This is a genomic window from Serratia sp. LSHTC3, assembly GCF_057197125.1.
In genome coordinates this window covers 453,754-473,026 of sequence record NZ_JBXUNP010000003.1, presented here as the reverse complement: position 1 = coordinate 473,026, position 19,273 = coordinate 453,754, and the positions used below count along the sequence as shown (strand labels likewise).

General features: G+C 62.9%; 15 protein-coding genes and 1 riboswitch. Of the genes, 11 read left to right on the top strand and 4 right to left on the bottom strand.

Annotated features, from left to right (window positions below):
* Position 1: 1 nt before the first annotated feature.
* Positions 2-1,402, top strand: a complete 1,401-nt coding sequence (gene leuC, locus AC2CGI_RS15060) for a 3-isopropylmalate dehydratase large subunit (RefSeq protein ID WP_021505342.1) — start codon at positions 2-4, stop codon at positions 1,400-1,402.
* A gap of 9 nt (positions 1,403-1,411) precedes the next feature.
* A complete protein-coding gene (leuD, locus tag AC2CGI_RS15055) occupies positions 1,412-2,014 on the top strand; it encodes a 3-isopropylmalate dehydratase small subunit (protein WP_004932829.1) in 603 nt (200 codons plus the stop codon).
* Between the two features lie 37 nt (positions 2,015-2,051).
* On the opposite strand, the gene AC2CGI_RS15050 is transcribed toward leuD, so the two are convergent.
* From AC2CGI_RS15050 to sgrT, 3 genes are all read right to left on the bottom strand, one after another.
* Positions 2,052-3,524 carry a DASS family sodium-coupled anion symporter gene (locus tag AC2CGI_RS15050; RefSeq protein ID WP_076740939.1) on the bottom strand — a complete coding sequence of 491 codons (1,473 nt, stop codon included), beginning with the start codon at positions 3,522-3,524 and terminating at the stop codon, positions 2,052-2,054.
* 144 nt (positions 3,525-3,668) lie between these two features.
* Entirely contained in the window at positions 3,669-4,865 is a 1,197-nt protein-coding gene (locus tag AC2CGI_RS15045) for a sugar efflux transporter (protein WP_044029700.1), read from the bottom strand.
* Between the two features lie 154 nt (positions 4,866-5,019).
* The gene (gene sgrT, locus AC2CGI_RS15040; RefSeq protein WP_004932838.1) at positions 5,020-5,193 is read right to left on the bottom strand and encodes a glucose uptake inhibitor SgrT; all 174 of its coding nucleotides are present in this window, start codon (positions 5,191-5,193) and stop codon (positions 5,020-5,022) included.
* A 90-nt stretch (positions 5,194-5,283) separates the two neighbouring features.
* Between sgrT and sgrR the strand changes: the two genes are divergently transcribed.
* The 7 genes from sgrR (at position 5,284) to ilvN (ending at position 12,724) form a co-directional block, all read left to right on the top strand.
* A complete protein-coding gene (gene sgrR, locus AC2CGI_RS15035) occupies positions 5,284-6,945 on the top strand; it encodes an HTH-type transcriptional regulator SgrR (RefSeq protein ID WP_015376637.1) in 1,662 nt (553 codons plus the stop codon).
* A 37-nt stretch (positions 6,946-6,982) separates the two neighbouring features.
* A riboswitch (TPP riboswitch) is annotated at positions 6,983-7,101 on the top strand.
* Between the two features lie 57 nt (positions 7,102-7,158).
* Positions 7,159-8,145, top strand: a complete 987-nt coding sequence (gene thiB, locus AC2CGI_RS15030) for a thiamine ABC transporter substrate binding subunit (protein ID WP_044029701.1) — start codon at positions 7,159-7,161, stop codon at positions 8,143-8,145.
* Positions 8,121-9,728 (top strand): thiamine/thiamine pyrophosphate ABC transporter permease ThiP, encoded by a 1,608-nt coding sequence (thiP, locus tag AC2CGI_RS15025; RefSeq protein WP_076740938.1) that lies wholly within the window; start codon positions 8,121-8,123, stop codon positions 9,726-9,728. Before thiB ends, thiP begins: the two co-directional genes overlap by 25 nt.
* Positions 9,715-10,419, top strand: coding sequence for a thiamine ABC transporter ATP-binding protein ThiQ (gene thiQ / locus AC2CGI_RS15020; RefSeq protein WP_076740937.1), 705 nt, complete (start codon positions 9,715-9,717; stop codon positions 10,417-10,419). The genes thiP and thiQ overlap by 14 nt, the downstream gene beginning before the upstream one ends.
* An 88-nt stretch (positions 10,420-10,507) precedes the next feature.
* Positions 10,508-10,621, top strand: coding sequence for an ilvB operon leader peptide IvbL (gene ivbL / locus AC2CGI_RS15015; protein ID WP_154747116.1), 114 nt, complete (start codon positions 10,508-10,510; stop codon positions 10,619-10,621).
* A gap of 111 nt (positions 10,622-10,732) precedes the next feature.
* The gene (ilvB, locus tag AC2CGI_RS15010; RefSeq protein WP_049242013.1) at positions 10,733-12,427 is read left to right on the top strand and encodes an acetolactate synthase large subunit; all 1,695 of its coding nucleotides are present in this window, start codon (positions 10,733-10,735) and stop codon (positions 12,425-12,427) included.
* A 3-nt stretch (positions 12,428-12,430) separates the two neighbouring features.
* Positions 12,431-12,724 carry an acetolactate synthase small subunit gene (gene ilvN, locus AC2CGI_RS15005; RefSeq protein WP_076740936.1) on the top strand — a complete coding sequence of 98 codons (294 nt, stop codon included), beginning with the start codon at positions 12,431-12,433 and terminating at the stop codon, positions 12,722-12,724.
* A 27-nt stretch (positions 12,725-12,751) separates the two neighbouring features.
* On the opposite strand, the gene AC2CGI_RS15000 is transcribed toward ilvN, so the two are convergent.
* Positions 12,752-13,522 carry a DedA family protein gene (locus AC2CGI_RS15000; protein ID WP_015376631.1) on the bottom strand — a complete coding sequence of 257 codons (771 nt, stop codon included), beginning with the start codon at positions 13,520-13,522 and terminating at the stop codon, positions 12,752-12,754.
* A gap of 214 nt (positions 13,523-13,736) precedes the next feature.
* Between AC2CGI_RS15000 and AC2CGI_RS14995 the strand changes: the two genes are divergently transcribed.
* Both AC2CGI_RS14995 and rapA read left to right on the top strand, forming a co-directional pair.
* Positions 13,737-16,103 (top strand): DNA polymerase II, encoded by a 2,367-nt coding sequence (locus AC2CGI_RS14995; RefSeq protein ID WP_076740935.1) that lies wholly within the window; start codon positions 13,737-13,739, stop codon positions 16,101-16,103.
* A gap of 247 nt (positions 16,104-16,350) precedes the next feature.
* Positions 16,351-19,257 (top strand): RNA polymerase-associated protein RapA, encoded by a 2,907-nt coding sequence (rapA, locus tag AC2CGI_RS14990; protein ID WP_076740934.1) that lies wholly within the window; start codon positions 16,351-16,353, stop codon positions 19,255-19,257.
* The last annotated feature ends 16 nt before the right edge of the window (positions 19,258-19,273 follow it).

Below are 19,273 nucleotides of genomic sequence, written 5' to 3'. Positions count from 1 at the left end.
CATGGCCAAGACCTTATACCAGAAGCTGTACGACGCCCACGTGGTGCACGAAGCACCGAACGAAACGCCGTTGCTGTATATCGACCGTCACCTGGTGCACGAAGTCACTTCGCCGCAGGCGTTCGACGGCCTGCGCGCCATGGGCCGCAAGGTGCGCCAGCCGGGCAAAACCTTCGCCACCATGGATCACAACGTGTCGACCCAGACCAAAGACATCAACGCCAGCGGCGAAATGGCGCGTATCCAGATGCAGGAGCTGATCAAGAACTGCGCGGAATTCGGCGTTTCGCTGTATGACCTGAACCACCCGTTCCAGGGCATCGTGCACGTAATTGGGCCTGAACAAGGCATGACGCTGCCGGGCATGACCATCGTCTGCGGCGACTCGCACACCGCCACCCACGGCGCTTTTGGCTCGTTGGCGTTCGGCATCGGCACCTCCGAAGTGGAACACGTGCTGGCGACCCAGACCCTGAAACAGAGCCGCGCCAAGACCATGAAGATTGAAGTCACCGGCGACGCCGCCGAGGGCATTACCGCCAAAGACATCGTGCTGGCGGTGATCGGCAAAACCGGCAGCGCCGGCGGCACCGGCCACGTGGTGGAATTCTGCGGCAAGGCGATCGAGGCATTGAGCATGGAAGGGCGTATGACCCTGTGCAACATGGCGATCGAAATGGGCGCCAAAGCCGGGCTGGTGGCGCCGGACGACACCACCTTCGCCTACCTGAAGGGGCGTCAGTTCGCGCCAACCGGCGAAAACTGGGAGCAGGCGGTCGCTTACTGGCGCACGCTGAAGTCCGACGCCGACGCCCAGTTCGATACCGTAGTGACGCTGCACGCCGAAGAGATCGCGCCGCAGGTCACCTGGGGCACCAACCCTGGCCAGGTGATCGCCGTCAATCAGGCGATCCCGGCGCCGGAATCGTTCAGCGATCCGGTCGAGCGCGCCTCCGCCGAGAAAGCGTTGGCCTACATGGATTTGAAACCGGGCATCAAATTGACCGAGGTGCCAATCGACAAAGTGTTCATCGGCTCCTGCACCAACTCACGCATCGAAGATCTGCGCGCGGCGGCGGCGATCGCCAAGGGGCGCAAGGTCGCCAGCGGCGTACAGGCCATCGTGGTGCCGGGCTCCGGCCCGGTGAAGGCCCAGGCGGAAGCCGAAGGGTTGGACAAAATCTTTATCGAAGCCGGTTTCGAATGGCGCTTGCCGGGTTGCTCGATGTGCCTGGCGATGAACAACGACCGTCTGAATCCGGGCGAGCGCTGCGCGTCCACCAGCAATCGTAACTTCGAAGGGCGCCAGGGCCGCGGTGGGCGCACCCACCTGGTCAGCCCGGCAATGGCCGCCGCGGCCGCCGTCGCCGGTCACTTCGCTGACATCCGTGATATTCACTAAGGGGCTAACGTGGCTAAATTTACTCAACATACCGGCTTAGTGGTGCCTTTGGATGCGGCCAACGTCGACACCGACGCCATTATTCCCAAGCAGTTTTTACAGAAGGTGACCCGCACCGGTTTCGGTCAGCACCTGTTCAACGACTGGCGCTTCCTCGACGACGCCGGCCAGCAGCCGAACCCGGCGTTCGTGCTGAACAAACCGCGCTATAAAGGCGCCAGCATCCTGTTGGCGCGGGAGAACTTCGGCTGCGGCTCCTCGCGCGAACACGCTCCTTGGGCGCTGACCGACTACGGTTTCAAAGTGGTGATTGCGCCGAGCTTTGCCGATATCTTCTATGGCAACTCGTTCAACAACCAGCTGTTGCCGGTGACGCTGAGCGAGCAGCAGGTGGATGAGCTGTTCAAGCTGGTGGACGCCAACGAAGGGACGGAGTTCGTGGTGGATCTGGAGAACCAGACGGTCAACGCCGGCGGCAAAAGCTATCCGTTCGAAATCGACAGCTTCCGCCGCCACTGCATGATCAACGGGCTGGACAGCATCGGCCTGACGCTGCAGCACGAAGCGGACATCTCCCGCTACGAAGCGCAGCAGCCGGCGTTTCTGAATTAATCCCCTTCACCCGCCGCCCGGCGGGTGAATTTTTTCCTCACCAGTAGCCCAGCAGCTTCCACCATGCGCCGCCGATCACTATCCAGATCAGCAGGTTAATTACACTCATCACCCATCCCGCTTTCCACCACTCCCCCAGCGTCACGTAGCCGGAGCCAAAGATGATCGGCGCGGTGCCGGTGCCGTAATGCGTCAGCGACATCATCAGCGAGGAAGAAAACGCCAGGATCAGGCCCAGCAGTGCCGGTGGCGCGCCAAGCGCGATGCCGGCAGCGAAGAAGGCGGCGAACATCGCCGTCACGTGCGCGGTGGTGCTGGCAAAGAAATAGTGTGAATACAAATAGATGAGGGTCAGCAAGATCGTGCCGCCCACCCAACTCATGCCCATACGGGCGATGCCGTTGCCGACGGTTTGCGACAGCCAGCCTATTAGCCCCAGCTTGCCGAGGAAGCTGGCCATCATCACCAGCGCCGAGAACCACACCACGGTGTCCCAGGCGCCTTTATGCTTCAGCACATCCTCCCAGCTCAGCACGCCGGTGGCCAGCAGCACCGCCAGGCCTATCAGCGCCGCGGTGGTGGGATTGACCGCCAGCGCCGGGCCGAAGATCATCGCCGGTATGCCGGCCCACAACACCAGCAACAGCGCGAACACCCCGAGGGTAATTTTCTCCGGCAGCGTCACCGGCCCCAGCGCCTGCAGCTTTTCGCGGGCGAAACGCGGCGCATCCGGCGTACTTTTCACCTCCGGGGGGTACAGCAGATAAATCACCAGCGGCATCACGATCAGCGAGCACAGCCCTGGCACCAGGGCGGCGATCGCCCACATTGACCAGGACAATTCAAAGCTGCCGTGGGTGCCTTTGGCGATCAGGCTGACAATCAGCGGGTTAGGCGCCGTGGCGGTGATAAACATCGCCGAGGTGACCGGGTTAATGTTGTAGTTCACCAGCGACAGATAGCGGCCGATCTTGCCGGCGGTATTAAGCTCGGGTTTGGAACCAAAGCTGTCGGCGATCGATTTCATGATCGGGTGAATGATGCCGCCGCCGCGCGCGGTGTTGCTCGGCGTCACCGGCGCCAGCGTGGTTTCCGCCAGCGTCAGCGCGTAGGCGATGCCCAGCGTCTTCTTGCCGAACAGCGAGATGAAATAGTAGCCGATGCGCGCGCCCAGCCCGGTTTTGTTCAGGCTGAGGGAGATCATAATAGAAAAGCCGATCAGCCAGATCAGCTGGTTGGAAAAGCCGCTGAGCGCGTCGTCCAGCGCGGCGCCCGGCTTGCCGGGGTTGGTGACGCCGGTTACCGCCACCAGAGCGATGGCGATCACCGAGACCGCGCCGATCGGCATCGCCTTGCCGATGATGGCGATGATGGTGCCGATAAACAGCGCCAGCAGCTGCCAGGCGTTGGGCGCAACGCCCTCCGGCACGGGAATGAGGAACCAGATAATCAGCGTGGCGCCAAGGGCGCACAGGGAAGGAAGCGGTTTGAGCGGTGTGAGTTTATCCATAACGTTCCCACTGTTCTAAACGACAGGGCGGCATCTCAATAGCGAGACGGGCGTGGGCGCAACGATCGCGCGCCATATGCCTTCAGCTTGAGCGCCCGGTTTAGCCTTCTCAATGACTTGCATCAAGAATGCCGTCGTTTAACCTCACACTTCACGCACTTTGGCGCTCATCCCGAGCGCCGCCAGCGCCAGCAGCGCCGCCATCCAATACACCGAACCATGACCGAAATTCTCCACCAGCACGCCCTGCAGCACCCCGGCCAGGATCACCCCGGTAGAGATGCTGTTGGTGAACAGCGTGGTGGCGGCGCCCGGCCGGCCCGGCATCAAATCCTGAAAATAGAGCATGCCGATACCGGCGACGATGCCGATAAACACCGCGTTGAGCAGCTGCAGCGCGATCAGGGCCGGCTTGGTCGCCAACACCGTCAGCCCGAGATAAAACAGCACGCCCGCCGCCACCGCCAGCAGCATCATGTTGCGCTTGCCGAAGCGTTTGACGTAATAACCGGCCAGCAGCATTGCCGGGATTTCCAACCCGGCGGCGGTGCCCATCAGCACCCCGGCCAGCCCTTCCGGCAGCCCGAGATCGGCGGTGATATACAGCGGCATATCGATGATATACAAGGTATTGCAGGTCCACATCAGCATCGAAGCGATGAACAGCAGCCGCACATCGCGATTGCGCCAGGCGCTGGCGGGCGCGATCGGCGCAGACATCCCGCCCTGCAGCTCCCCATTCTCCGCCGCACGCGGCACCGAAGGCAGCATAAACCCTACCAGCAGCACGCAAACCGCGAAGGTGGCGGCGGCGATCAGGAACATCACGGTGAACCCATAGTTCAGCGCCAGCGCAAACGACAGCGGCGGGCCGATCACCCACGCCAGCGAAAGCTGGGCGCGCATCACCGAGCTGAACATCACCACCTCACGCGCCTCGCTGTCGGCGTATTCCCGCGCCAACGCGAAAATCTGCGGCATGGCGGTGTTGGCAACGGCGGACATCAGCACCCCGGCGGTGATCAGCGTCAGGTAGTCGCGGTTAAAGGCGAACAGCAGGCAGTTGCCGACCGCCATCAGGCAGCACAGCAGGATCAACCGGCGCCGATCGCCGCGGGTATCGGAGCGCTTGGCCAGCAGAAAACTGACCACGATGCCGGCCACGGCGTTGGCGGTGTAAAACAGCCCTACCCACAGCGGCCGCACTTTGACCTCGGTGGTCAGAAACAGACTGAGCGTCGGCGTCAGCAACGCGCCGGCGATGCCGGAGAGAAAAGCGATCAGCAGGAATGCGGCAAAGATGGGGTTAATGCGCAGTGACAACCGGCTCATGCGTTGCATATCGTCTTCCCTGACCTCAAAGCAGAAGAAAGAACCTTAAGCCACGGCGAGAAAAATGCAAGCGCATCGCCATGACCGCGCATAAAAAAACCAGTGGGTCACCCCACTGGCTGGTGAAACAGCACCATTACTCAGAAACTTGTTGCCGCAGCCCCTACAGGTGCTCGCGATACTGCTTATCGGTCATCTCTTTAATGTCCCATTGCGTCAGGTGCGCCAGCATCGCCAACCGCGCCTGTTCGGGCACCACGCTCAGCCAGTCGGCTCGCTGGCGGCGCACCGCGCTGAAATAGCGCTGATAGAACTGCCTGGATAAGAAAGCTTTCATGATTACGCCCTCCCCTTTCATTGATGAAAATTATCGGCGTAATATAGGGAAAGAAAAATTGACGAGTTGAAGCGGGAGCGTTCCTCTTTTATGTCCACGTCCAGATTGCAGCAGCAGTTCATCCGCCTGTGGCAGCGCTGCCACGGTGAAACCACCGACACCACGCTGCAGGATCTGGCGGAGGTGCTCAGCTGCTCGCGGCGCCACGTGCGCTCCCTGCTGAGCGCCATGCAGCGGGAAGGCTGGCTCACCTGGCAGGCGGAGTCGGGGCGCGGCAAGCGTTCGCGGCTAACCTTCCACTACACCGGCCTGGCGCTGCAGCAACAGCGGGCCGAGGAGCTGCTGGAACAGGATCGCATCGATCAGCTGGTGCAACTGGTGGGCGACAAAAATGTGGTGCGCCAGATGCTGCTGTCGCAGCTGGGGCGTAGCTTCCGCCAGGGGAAACACATTCTGCGGGTGCTCTACTACCGGCAGTTGTACAACCTGCTGCCCGGCTCGGCGCTGCGGCGTTCGGAAACCCATCTGGCGCGCCAGATCTTCAACGGTCTGACGCGCATAAATGAGGAAAACGGGGAACTGGAGTCCGATCTGTCTCACCATTGGCAGGCGTTGACGCCACTGCACTGGCGATTTTACCTGCGCCCGGCGATCCATTTTCATCACGGCCGCGAGCTGGAGATGGCGGACGTCATTACTTCTCTCTCGCGTCTGACCTCGCAACCGCTGTTCTCGCATATCGAGAGCGTCACCTCGCCGACGCCATTCGTGATTGACGTGCATCTGCGCAGCCCCGACCACTGGCTGCCCTGGCTGCTGGGCAGCGTGCACGCCATGATCCTGCCGCGCGAATGGCGCGAACTGCCGGATTTCGCCCGCCATCCGATCGGCACCGGCCCCTATCGCGTAGTGCGCAATCTCCCCAGCCAGATGAAGATCCACGCCTTCGACGACTATTTTGGCTACCGGGCGCTGATCGACGAGGTGAATATCTGGGTGCTGCCGGAGTTCTCCGAAGAACTGGTGCATTCCGGCGTACAGCTGCAGGGCGATGAAACCGGCAACAACGAACTGGAAAGCCGGCTGGAAGAGGGCTGCTATTTCCTGCTGTTCGACCGGCGCTCCCCGCTGGCCGCCGATCCCGCCATTCGCAGCTGGCTGTGCGAATTGATCAATCCCATTTCGCTGCTGAGCCACGCCGGGCCGCTCTACCAACGCTACTGGTCGCCGGCGTACGGCCTGCTGCCCCGTTGGCACCACAACCGCGCGCTGGCGCAGCAGCCCAAACCGGCGGGGCTGACCGAACTGACGATGACCCACTTCAATGAGCATTCGGAGTTTCACGCCATCCGTCAGGCGATCGAGCCGCTGCTGGCGCAGCACGGCATCCGCCTGATCGTGCAAAGCGTGGATTACGCCACCTGGCACCAGGGCGACGCGCGCAGCGATCTGTGGCTTGGCAGCGCCAACTTCTATCTGCCGCTGGAGTTTTCGCTGTTCGCCACGCTGTACGAACTGCCGCTGATGCAGCATTGCATGAACGAAGATCTGGCGCAGGACGCGGCGCTGTGGCGCGCCAACCGTCTGCCGCTGGCGGAGTTCTGCCAGCGTCTGGTCAGCAACCACCAGCTGCATCCGCTGTTCCACCACTGGCTGCAGCTGCACGGCCAGCGCAGCATGCGCGGCGTGCGGATGAACACCCTCGGCTGGTTCGACTTCAAGTCCGCCTGGTTTGCCCCGCCGGAGACATAAGCGCCTTTCGCCCAAGTCGGTTAATCTTTACAATAGCGCCGTCTCAACGGGGTGCGGAGAGCCGGGCCGCGTAATAAGCCTGATTTTCCGCTGAGAGCACACCCGTCGAACCTGATCCGGTCAATACCGGCGGAGGGATTTGAGCCCAGCGAACCGGCGACGCCGCCTCGCCCCCTCAGATGCCCTTGCCCCCTTATTTTTCAGGAGTGCAACGTGGTCAAAAAATATCTGCCCTGCTTATTGCTGCTGTGCGCCGCGCCGGCGTTCGCCAAGCCGACGCTGACGGTTTACACCTACGATTCCTTCGCCGCCGACTGGGGCCCTGGCCCGGCGGTGAAAAAAGCCTTCGAGGCCGAATGCGACTGTGAACTGAAGTTCGTGGCGCTGGAAGACGGCGTCTCGTTGCTGAACCGCCTGCGCATGGAGGGCAAGAACAGCGCCGCCGACGTGGTGCTGGGGCTGGACAACAACCTGCTGCAGGCGGCGCAGCAAACCGGCCTGTTCGCGCCGAGCGGCGTCGATACCGCCAGGCTGACGGTGCCGGGCGGCTGGCAGGACGCGACCTTCGTGCCTTACGACTACGGGTACTTCGCCTTCGTCTACAACAAAGAAAAACTGAAGAACCCGCCGAAAAGCCTGCAGGAGCTGGTCAGCAGCGACCGCAACTGGAAAGTGATCTACGAAGATCCGCGCACCAGCACGCCGGGGCTCGGCCTGCTGCTGTGGATGCAAAAAGTGTATGGCGACAAGGCGCCGGCCGCCTGGCAGCAGTTGGCGAAGAAGACCGTCACCGTCACCAAAGGCTGGAGCGAAGCCTACGGCCTGTTCCTGAAAGGCGAAGGCGATCTGGTGCTCAGCTATACCACCTCTCCCGCCTACCACCTGATCGAAGAGAAAAAAGACCTTTACGCCGCCGCCACGTTCAGCGAAGGCCACTACCTGCAGGTGGAAGTGGCGGGCAAGCTGAAAGCCGCCAAACAGCCTGAGCTGGCCGAGCGTTTCATGCGGTTCATGGTGACGCCGGCATTCCAGAACACCATCCCGACCGGCAACTGGATGTACCCGGTGATCAACACCCCGCTGCCCGTCGGCTTTGAGCAGATGAACGTGCCGCAGACCGCGCTGCAATACAGCGCCGAAGAGGTGGCCACACAACGCGGCGGCTGGATCCGGGCATGGCAAACCGCCGTCAGCCGCTGATCCCCCGCTGGCTCTGGCCGGGGCTGCTGGCCGCCGGCCTGATCCTGCTCGTCGCCGCGCTGGCGCTGGGTTCGCTGTGGCGTCACGCGCCGGACAGCGACTGGCGCAGCCTGTGGCAGGACAGTTACCTGTGGCACGTGGTGCGCTTCACCTTCCTGCAGGCGCTGCTGTCGGCGCTGATTTCGGTGCTGCCCGCCATTCTGCTGGCGCGCGCGCTCTATCGCCGCCGTTTCCCCGGCCGGCAGTTGTTGCTGCGGCTGTGCGCCATGACGCTGGTGCTGCCGGTGCTGGTAGCGGTATTCGGCCTGCTCAGCGTCTATGGGCGCCAGGGCTGGCTGGCGACGCTGTGCGGCTGGCTGGGCGTCGAGTATGGTTTCTCGCCCTACGGTCTGCAGGGCATTCTGCTGGCGCACCTGTTCTTTAACCTGCCGCTGGCCACCCGCCTGTTGCTGCAGGCGCTGGAGAACATTCCGGTAGAGCAGCGCCAGCTGGCCGCTCAACTGGGTATGAGCGGCTGGCAGCAGTTCCGCTTCGTCGAATGGCCGGCGCTGCGCCGCCAAATCCTGCCGAGCGGCGCGCTGATCTTCATGCTGTGCTTCGCCAGCTTCGCCACCGTGCTGTCGCTGGGCGGCGGGCCACAGGCCACCACCATCGAACTGGCGATCTACCAGGCGCTGAGTTACGACTACGATCTGGGGCGTGCCGCCATGCTGGCGCTGATCCAGCTGGGCTGTTGTCTCGGGCTGGTGTTGATCAGTCAGCGCCTGAGCCAGGCATTGCCGGTGGGGCATACCCACGCCCAGCGCTGGCGCAATCCGGATGACAGCCTGTGGCGACGCGTCGGCGATTTTCTGCTGATCGCCGCCGCGCTGTTGCTGCTGCTGCCGCCTCTGCTGGCGGTGATCGCCGATGGCGCCAACCAGGCTATCCTCAACGTACTGCGCCAGCCGGTGCTGTGGCAGGCGCTGTTCACGTCGCTACGCATCGCCCTCGGCGCCGGGCTGCTGTGCGTGGCGCTCACGATGATGCTGCTGTGGAGCAGCCGCGAGCTGAAACTGCGGCAGCAGCTGCGCGGCGGCCAGGCTCTGGAGCTCAGCGGCATGGTGATCCTGGCGATGCCGGGCATCGTGCTGGCCACCGGCTTCTTCCTGCTGCTGAGCGATACCGTGGGGTTGCCGCAGTCGCCCTATGCGCTGGTGATCCTCACCAATGCGCTGATGGCGGTGCCCTATGCACTGAAGGTATTGGAGAACCCGATGCGCGACCTCGCCGAACGTTACAACCCGCTGTGCCTGTCGCTGGATATCCGCGGCTGGCGACGGCTGCGGCTGATCGAACTGCGCGCCCTGCGCCGCCCGCTGGCGCAGGCGCTGGCCTTCGCCTGCGTGCTGTCGATCGGCGACTTCGGCGTGGTCGCCTTGTTTGGCAACGAGCATTTCCGTACCCTGCCTTTTTACCTGTATCAGCAGATTGGCGCCTATCGCAGCAACGACGGGGCGGTGACCGCGCTGCTGTTGCTGCTGCTGTGCTTCCTGTTGTTTACCCTGATTGAACGCTTACCGGGCCGCCATGCTGACGCTTGAAAAACTGACCTACCTGTATGACCACCTGCCGATGCGCTTTGATCTGCGCATCCAGCCGGGCGAGCGCGTCGCGGTGCTCGGCCCCAGCGGCGCCGGTAAAAGCACCTTGCTGAGCCTGATCGCCGGCTTTCTGCCGGCGGCCAGCGGCCGGCTGCTGCTGAACGGCGAAGACCACACCGCCACGCCGCCGGCCAAGCGGCCGGTGTCGATGCTGTTTCAGGAAAACAACCTGTTCGCGCATCTGACGGTGGCGCAGAACATCGGGCTGGGGTTGGATCCCGGTCTGCGCTTGACTGCGCAGCAGCGTCAACAGCGAGAACACATCGCCCGTCAGGTCGGCCTGGAAGAGCATCTGGAGCGCCTGCCGTCGCAACTTTCCGGCGGCCAGCGTCAGCGCGCCGCGCTGGCGCGCTGTTTGATTCGCCAACGGCCGATCCTGCTGCTCGACGAACCCTTCTCGGCGCTCGATCCGGCGCTGCGCAACGAGATGTTGCAACTGCTGCAGACGGTATGCGAACAGCGCAACCTGACGCTGCTGATGGTGTCGCACAACCTCGACGACGCCGCACGCATCGCGCCGCGCACGCTGCTGGTGGTCGACGGCCGCATCTATTACGATGGCCCGACGCAGGCCCTGCTGGACGGCAGCGCGCCCGAAGCGCGCGTGCTGGGCATTTCGGGCAAAGCGTGATCTGACGCGCGTTTTTTATGCTGCGCCAATAAACCTGTTGTGCGAATTTTGCGCCTGTGTTTTTATAAAAACCTGACTTTTTTTACTGATGATAAGGTTCCCTGTGATCGCATCCTCGCTGACTTCGACCCTACTAGTTACCGCGCTACCAGCCGCGGTGGTCGTCGTGCGTGTGGTGGTGGTCGTCGGCAATGCGCCGTAGGGTCCGAATCAACGCATCGATTCCCAAACCCCGCCGGCGCAAACCGGGCGGGGTTTCTTGTTTTAGCACCCTGCCCAGCAAAGCTCACCGGCCTTGAGAAAGGACAGGAACATGGCAACTTCGGGCACGCCTCAACCGGGCACCAGCTTCACCGGCGCACAATTGATCGTTCATCTGCTGGAGCGTCAGGGCATCACCACCGTCGCCGGCATTCCCGGCGGCGCCGCGCTGCCGCTGTATGACGCGCTGAGCCAAAGCACCCGTATTCACCACGTGCTGGCGCGCCACGAACAGGGCGCGGGCTTTATGGCGCAAGGCATGGCGCGCGCCAACGGCAAGGCGGCGGTGTGCATCGCCTCCAGCGGGCCGGGCGCCACCAACCTGGTCACCGCCATCGCCGACGCCAAACTCGACTCCATTCCGCTGGTGTGCATCACCGGTCAGGTGCCCTCCTCGATGATCGGCACCGACGCCTTCCAGGAAGTGGACACCTACGGCATTTCCATCCCGATCACCAAGCACAACCATCTGGTGCGCGATATCCGCGAACTGCCGCAGGTGATTGGCGACGCCTTCCGCATCGCCGAGTCCGGCCGCCCCGGCCCGGTCTGGATCGATGTGCCGAAAGATGTGCAAACCGCCACCATCACGCTGGAAGAGCTGCCGCCGATCGCCGTGCCGGACGCCGCTCCGAGCTTCGATCCGGCGCTGGTTTCGCAGGCCGCCGCGATGATCAACCGGGCAAAGCGCCCGATCCTCTATCTGGGCGGCGGCATCATCTGCGCCGACGCCCACCGGCAAGCGGTGGAACTGGCCGAACGCGCCGGTCTGCCCACCACCATGACGCTGATGGCGCTGGGCGCGATGCCGGTGGAACACCCGCTGTCGCTGGGCATGCTGGGCATGCACGCGGCGCGCAGCACCAACTTCATTCTGCAGGAAGCCGATCTGCTGATCGTGCTGGGCGCGCGTTTCGACGATCGGGCAATCGGCAAAACCGAGCAGTTCTGCCCTAACGCCGCCATCATTCATGTGGATATCGACCGCGCCGAGCTGGGCAAGGTCAAACAGGCCAACGTGGCGATCCATGCCGACGTCGGCCAGGTGCTGCAACAGCTGCTGCCGCAGATCGACACGCAGCCGCGCAGCGAATGGCTGAACACCGTCAATGACCTGAAGCGCGAATTCCCGTTCAACATGCCGAACGCCGACGATCCGCTGAGCCATTACGGCCTGGTGCTGGCCGCCGCGCGCTGCGTGGACGACAGCGCTATTATCACCACCGACGTAGGCCAGCATCAGATGTGGGTGGCGCAGGCCTATCCGCTGAGCCGGCCGCGCCAGTGGCTGACGTCGGGCGGCCTGGGCACCATGGGCTTCGGTCTGCCGGCGGCGATCGGCGCGGCGCTGGCGGAGCCCAAGCGCAAAGTGCTGTGCTTCTCCGGCGACGGCAGCCTGATGATGAACATTCAGGAAATGGCCACAGCGGTCGAGCACGATCTGGACGTGAAAATCATTTTGATGAACAACCAGGCGCTGGGGCTGGTGCACCAGCAGCAAACCCTGTTCTACCAACAGCGCATCTTCGCCGCCGCCTATCCGAAGCGCACCGACTTCCTGAAGATCGCCGCCGGATTCGGGTTGGATACCTGCGATCTGAACGCCGCGGAAGATCCGCAGGCGGCGCTGGCCGAGGCGATCCAACGCCCGGGCCCCTGCCTGATCCACGCGCTGATCGATATCAACGAAAAAGTATTCCCGATGGTGCCGCCGGGCGCCGCCAACATCGACATGATTGGAGAATAAGCCATGCTGCAACCACAAGATAAACCCCAGGTGATCCTGGAGCTGGCCGTGCGTAACCATCCCGGCGTGATGTCGCACGTTTGCGGGCTGTTCGCCCGCCGCGCGTTCAACGTCGAAGGCATTTTGTGCCTGCCATTGAACGACGGCCAACAGAGCCGCATTTGGCTATTGGTCGCCGACGATCAGCGGCTGGAACAAATGATAAGCCAGGTGGAAAAGCTGGAAGACGTGCTGCGGGTGAAGCGCCACAGCGAAGACGTGCGGGTATTTGAACAGCTGGAAGCGTTCTTCCAGTAAGGCGAACGGGGGCTAATGCCCCCGCAATCATTGCCCGGACAACACCTGCCACAGCAGGTGGCGATACACCGGCATCAGAGGCTGCTGGCTCAGCGCATAACCGGCCGCCAGTGCCGCCAGCCAACTCAATCCGCACACCACGCGCAGCCGCAGCGGTGTCAGCCAACGGCTCAGCCGATCGGCGCTGCGCTTGCCCTCGCGCCACCAGCGCCAGCTCAACCATACCGCCAGCCAGACCAGCAGCGCCGCCGCAAGCAGCAGCCACTTGAACATCGCGCTGTCGGCGCCGGCGGGAATATCGATCGCCACGCCCGCCAGAATGCCGGGGAAGAAATAAACCGGCGGCCAGGTCAGGCAACCGATGATGTTCGGCAGCGCGAACTTGTATGGCGGCAGATCGAGCATGCCAGCCACCATCGGCACCAACGGGCGCGTCGGGCCAACGAAGCGGCCAATCAAAATGGTCGCCATGCTGTGCTGGTGCAAGGCATGTTCGGTTTTGTCTAGCAGCGCCTTGTTTTTCTTCAGAAACGACCAGCGATGCAAAGGCCCCTTGAACGCGCGGCCGACGAAATAGGAGATCCAGTCACCGAGCAGGCAACCGACGATGCCCGCCGCCCAGGCGTAGTAAAAGTCCACCTTGCCGCTGCCGATCAACGCGCCGATGCTGGCCATCATCACCGTGCCGGGCAACAGCAGCCCCACCAGCGCCAGCGACTCCAGAAAAGCGACCAGCAGAACGACCATCAGGGTGAAAGCCAGTGACTGGGTGATCAAATCTTGTAAATAGGCTTCCATTACACCTCTGTGGATTATTCGGGCCAAACGGGCGGAGGATTTTCCTGTGCCGCCGCAGACGAGTCAATCGATCAATTGTATGCGTATTTGGCAACGCCGCGCGGCGATGGACAATCACTGTATAAAAACCCATACTATAATTTATCTATATTAGCGCCAAAACCGACATCTCGCTGAATGTCACGCCCGCCGCCCGGCGGAAGACGAAGGGGTTATGACAGCACTGCAACAGGGTTTCCTGCTCACTCGCCACTGGCGCGACACGCCCGCCGGCACCGAGGTCGAATTCTGGCTGGCGACCGACGCCGGCCCGCGTCAGCTACGCCTGCCGCCGCAAACCTCGGTGGCGTTTATCCCCGCCGAACAAAGGCAGCGCGCGGAACTGCTGCTGCGGGAAGAGCGGCAAGTCGAACTGAAACCGCTGGCGCTGACGGATTTTCACCATCGCCCGATGCTGGGGCTGTACTGCCGCCAGCACCGTCAGCTCATCAAGCTGGAAAAACTGCTGCGGGAAGGCGGCGTTGCGGTCTACGAGGCCGACATTCGCCCGCCGGAGCGCTACCTGATGGAACGCTTCATCACCGCGCCGGTGTGGTTCAACGGCCAGGGCGACGGCAATGGGCCGTTGCTCAGCGGCCAAATGAAGCCGGCGCCGGAGTACCGCCCAACGCTAAAACTGGTGTCGCTGGATATCGAAACCACCGCCCACGGCGAGCTTTACTCCATCGCGCTGGAAGGCTGCGGCCAGCGGCAGGTCTACATGCTGGGACCGGCCAACGGCGGCGATGAGCCGCTGGATTTCGATCTGGAATACTGCGCCAGCCGCCCTCAGCTGCTGGAGCGGTTGAACGCCTGGCTGGAGCGGCACGATCCCGATGCCATCATCGGCTGGAACCTGGTGCAGTTCGATCTGCGGGTGCTGCAAAAGCACGCCGAGCGCTACCAAATCCCGCTGCGGCTGGGGCGCGGCGGCAACCTGCTGGAGTGGCGCGAGCACGGCTTCAAGCAGAATCACTTTTTCGCCGCCGCCGCCGGCCGCCTGATCATCGATGGCATCGAGGCGCTGAAATCCGCCACCTGGAACTTTCCCTCCTTCAGCCTGGAATACGTTTCGCAGGAACTGCTGGGCGAAGGCAAGGCGATCGACAATCCTTATCAACGCATGGCGGAGATCGACCGGCGCTTCGCCGAAGACAAGCCGGCGCTGGCTCGCTACAACCTGAAGGACTGTGAGCTGGTGACGCGCATCTTCGCCAAGGCCGACCTGCTCAACTTCCTGCTGGAGCGTGCCACCGTCACCGGGCTGGCGGCCGACCGCAGCGGCGGATCGGTGGCGGCCTTCAGCCACCTCTATATGCCGCGCATGCATCGCCTGGGCTTTGTCGCCCCCAACCTCGGCGAACAGCCGGAGGAACACAGCCCCGGCGGCTTTGTGATGGATTCCCGGCCCGGCCTGTACGATTCGGTGTTGGTGCTGGACTATAAAAGCCTGTACCCGTCGATCATCCGCACCTTCCTGATCGATCCGGTCGGGCTGGTGGAAGGCATGCGCCACCCAAGCGACGCCGACTCGGTGCCCGGCTTTCGCAACGCCCGCTTCTCGCGCAGTAAACACTGCCTGCCGGCGATCGTCGAACAGATCTGGCAGGGGCGCGAGGCCGCCAAACGCCAGCACAATAAGCCGCTGTCGCAGGCGCTGAAGATCATCATGAACGCGCTGTACGGCGTGCTGGGATCGAGCGGCTGCCGCTTCTTCGATCCGCGGCTGGCGTCGTCGATCACCCTGCGCGGCCACGAGATCATGCGCCAAACCCGCGAGCTGATCGAAGCCGAAGGCTATCAGGTGATTTACGGCGACACCGACTCCACCTTCGTGTGGCTGAAACAGCCGCATGACGAGCAGCAGGCGGCGCAGATCGGCCGGGCGCTGGTGCAGCGGGTCAACGCCTGGTGGCAACAGCATCTGCAGCAGCAGTTCGGGCTGGAGAACGCGCTGGAACTGGAGTTCGAAACCCACTATTCCCGCTTCCTGATGCCGACCATTCGCGGCGCCGAACAGGGCAGCAAAAAACGCTACGCCGGCCTGATCGCGCGCGCCGACGGCGAGGAAGAGATGGTGTACAAAGGGCTGGAAACGGTGCGCACCGACTGGACGCCGCTCGCGCAGCAGTTCCAGCAGCAGCTCTATCAGCGTATCTTCAAACAACAGCCCTACCAGGACTATGTGCGCGATTACGTCGGCAAAACCCTGAACGGCGACTTCGACGATCAACTGGTGTACCGCAAACGGCTGCGCAGAAAGCTCGATGACTATCAGCGCAACGTGCCGCCGCACGCCCGCGCCGCGCGCATCGCCGACGACTACAACCGCAGCCAGGGGCGGCCGCTGCAGTATCAGAACGGCGGCTGGATCAGCTACGTGATGACCGTGGCCGGGCCGGAACCGCTGGAAACCCGCCATTCGCCCATCGATTATCAGCACTACCTTGAACGGCAGCTGCAACCGGTGGCAGACGCTATACTCCCTTTCTTGCACGACGATTTCACCACGCTGGTCACCGGGCAGATGGGGCTGTTTTGAGATTGCGCCAGGTTAAGAAAAATCATCCGGTTTTGCAGGTGACGAACGCGCCGCCTTCCATTACCATAGCGCCCTTCCCAAAACTGAACCACGCTTAGCCCTGCCGTCTCGCGACGTCTGCATGGCGTGAACGGCTATTGCCCGCCAAATTTAAAACAAACCGGGATTAGCAGACGTTCAGTACAGGTGCCGCGGCCCTTCCCGCCCGGTAACAAGACTTACTTACAAAGAATCGAGCCGACAATATATGCCTTTTACTCTTGGTCAACGCTGGATCAGCGACACGGAAAGCGAATTAGGACTGGGCACCGTCGTGGCGCTGGATGCGCGCATGATTACCCTGCTTTTCCCCGCCACCGGTGAAAACCGCCTCTATGCCAGAAACGATTCGCCGATCACCCGCGTGATGTTCAACCCGGGCGATACCGTCAGCAGCCACGAGGGGTGGCAGCTGCAGGTGGAAGAGGTGAAAGAGGAAAACGGTCTGTTGACCTATATCGGCACCCGCCTGGACACCCAGGAAAGCGGCGTGGCGATGCGCGAAGTGCTGCTGGACAGTAAGCTGACCTTCAGCAAACCGCAGGATCGCCTGTTCGCCGGCCAAATCGACCGCATGGACCGTTTCGCGCTGCGTTTTCGCGCCCGCAAATACCAGAGCGAGCAGTATCGCCTGCCGTTCGCCGGCCTGCGCGGCATGCGCGCCAGCCTGATCCCGCACCAGCTGCACATCGCTCATGAAGTCGGCCAGCGCCATGCGCCGCGCGTTCTGCTGGCGGACGAAGTCGGCCTCGGCAAAACCATCGAAGCCGGCATGATCATCCACCAGCAGCTGCTGGCGGGGCGCGCCGAACGCGTGCTGATCGTGGTGCCGGAAACGCTGCAGCACCAGTGGCTGGTGGAGATGATGCGCCGCTTCAACCTCTACTTCTCGCTGTTCGACGACAGCCGCTACGCCGAAGCCAAACTCGACAGCAGCAACCCGTTTGAGACCGAACAGTTGGTGATCTGCTCGCTGGACTTCGTGCGCCGCAACAAGCAGCGCCTGGAAGAGCTGGCGGACGCCCAGTGGGATCTGCTGGTGGTCGATGAAGCGCACCACCTGGCCTGGAGCGAAGAGGCGCCAAGCCGCGAATATCAGGTGATCGAACAGCTGGCCGAGCATATCCCCGGCGTGCTGCTGCTGACCGCCACCCCGGAACAGCTCGGTCAACAGAGCCACTTTGCGCGCCTGCGCCTGCTCGACCCGAACCGTTTCCACGACTACGGCGAGTTCGTCGCCGAGCAGCAGAAATACCGTCCGGTGGCCGACGCCGTCACCCTGCTGCTGAGCGGTGAACGCCTGGCCGACGACAAGCTTAACCTGCTGGGCGAGCTGATCGACGAGCAGGACATCGAGCCGCTGCTCAAAGCCGCCAACAGCGAAGGCGACAACGCCGAGCAGGCGCGTCAGGAGCTGGTATCGATGCTGATGGATCGCCACGGCACCAGCCGCGTGCTGTTCCGCAACACCCGTAACGGCGTGAAGGGCTTCCCGCACCGCAACCTGCACCAGATCAAGCTGCCATTGCCAACCCAATATCAGACCGCGATCAAAGTGTCCGGCATCATGGGCGCCAAAAAGTCCGTCGAAGCCCGTGCGCGCGACATGCTGTACCCGGAGCAGATCTATCAGGAATTCGAAGGCGAAAACGCCACCTGGTGGAACTTCGATCCGCGCGTCGAGTGGCTGCTGGATTACCTGCTGGCCAACCGCAACGAAAAAGTGCTGGTGATCTGCGCCAAAGCCGACACCGCGCTGCAGCTGGAGCAGGTGCTGCGCGAGCGTGAAGCGATCCGCGCCGCGGTGTTCCACGAAGGGCTGTCGATCATCGAGCGCGACCGCGCCGCCGCCTACTTCGCCTCCGAAGAAGAAGGCGCGCAGGTGCTGCTGTGTTCCGAGATCGGTTCCGAAGGCCGCAACTTCCAGTTCGCCAGCCAGCTGGTGATGTTCGATCTGCCGTTCAACCCGGATCTGCTGGAGCAGCGTATCGGCCGTCTGGACCGTATCGGCCAGATGCACGATATCCAAATCATGGTGCCTTACCTGGAGCACACCGCGCAGGCGGTGCTGGGCCGCTGGTTCCACGAAGGGCTCGACGCCTTCGAACACACCTGCCCGACCGGCCGCACCATCTACGACAGCTGCTACGAGCAGTTGATCGGCTATCTGGCCGCGCCGACCGAGCAGGAAGGCCTGGACGAATTCATCCACGCCTGCCGCCAGCAGCATGACCAGTTGAAAGCGCAGCTGGAACAGGGCCGCGATCGCCTGCTGGAGATGCACTCCAACGGCGGCGACAAAGCCCAGGCGCTGGCCGCCGCCATCGCCGAGCAAGATAACGACGTCAACCTGGTGGGCTTCGCGCTCAACCTGTTCGACATCGTCGGCATCAATCAGGAAGATCGCAGCGACAACCTGATCGTGCTCACGCCGTCCGACCATATGCTGGTGCCGGACTTCCCGGGCCTGCCGCAGGACGGCTGCACCGTCACCTTCGATCGCGATCGGGCGCTGTCGCGCGAAGACGCGCAGTTCGTCAGCTGGGAACACCCGATCATCCGCAACGGTCTGGATCTTATCCTGTCCGGCGATACCGGCAGCTGTGCGGTGTCCCTGTTGAAAAACAAAGCGTTGCCGGTCGGCACCTTGCTGGTTGAGCTGGTGTACGTGGTGGAAGCCCAGGCGCCGAAGCACCTGCAGCTGACCCGCTTCCTGCCGCCGACGCCGATCCGCATGCTGATGGACCGCAAGGGCACCAACCTGGCGGCGCAGGTCGAGTTCGAAAGCTTCAACCGCCAGTTGAACGCGGTCAACCGCCACACTTCCAGCAAGCTGGTCAATGCCGTGCAGCAAGACGTGCACACCATGCTGCAGCAGGCGGAAAGCCTGGTGGAAGCGCAGGCGCGCACGCTTATCGAACAAGCGAAGCAAGAGGCGGACGACAAGCTGAGCGCCGAGCTGGCGCGTCTGGAAGCGCTGAAGGCGGTCAACCCGAACATCCGCGACGACGAAGTCGAAGCGCTGGAGTTCAACCGCCGTCAGGTGCTGGCCAACCTCAATGAAGCCGGCTGGCGCCTGGACGCCATTCGTCTGGTGGTAGTCACCCACCAGTAACCGGCGCGACATGGGG

Excerpts from the sequence above, each read along its gene's own strand:
- AC2CGI_RS14995 (WP_076740935.1), top strand. The coding sequence starts at position 13,737 with ATGACAGCACTGCAACAGGGTTTCCTGCTCACTCGCCACTGGCGCGAC.
- sgrR (WP_015376637.1), top strand. The coding sequence starts at position 5,284 with ATGTCCACGTCCAGATTGCAGCAGCAGTTCATCCGCCTGTGGCAGCGC.
- AC2CGI_RS15045 (WP_044029700.1), bottom strand. The coding sequence starts at position 4,865 with ATGCAACGCATGAGCCGGTTGTCACTGCGCATTAACCCCATCTTTGCC.
- thiQ (WP_076740937.1), top strand. The coding sequence starts at position 9,715 with ATGCTGACGCTTGAAAAACTGACCTACCTGTATGACCACCTGCCGATG.
- AC2CGI_RS15050 (WP_076740939.1), bottom strand. The coding sequence starts at position 3,524 with ATGGATAAACTCACACCGCTCAAACCGCTTCCTTCCCTGTGCGCCCTT.
- ivbL (WP_154747116.1), top strand. The coding sequence starts at position 10,508 with ATGATAAGGTTCCCTGTGATCGCATCCTCGCTGACTTCGACCCTACTA.
- thiP (WP_076740938.1), top strand. The coding sequence starts at position 8,121 with ATGGCAAACCGCCGTCAGCCGCTGATCCCCCGCTGGCTCTGGCCGGGG.
- sgrT (WP_004932838.1), bottom strand. The coding sequence starts at position 5,193 with ATGAAAGCTTTCTTATCCAGGCAGTTCTATCAGCGCTATTTCAGCGCG.
- rapA (WP_076740934.1), top strand. The coding sequence starts at position 16,351 with ATGCCTTTTACTCTTGGTCAACGCTGGATCAGCGACACGGAAAGCGAA.
- ilvN (WP_076740936.1), top strand. The coding sequence starts at position 12,431 with ATGCTGCAACCACAAGATAAACCCCAGGTGATCCTGGAGCTGGCCGTG.
- leuC (WP_021505342.1), top strand. The coding sequence starts at position 2 with ATGGCCAAGACCTTATACCAGAAGCTGTACGACGCCCACGTGGTGCAC.
- AC2CGI_RS15000 (WP_015376631.1), bottom strand. The coding sequence starts at position 13,522 with ATGGAAGCCTATTTACAAGATTTGATCACCCAGTCACTGGCTTTCACC.
- ilvB (WP_049242013.1), top strand. The coding sequence starts at position 10,733 with ATGGCAACTTCGGGCACGCCTCAACCGGGCACCAGCTTCACCGGCGCA.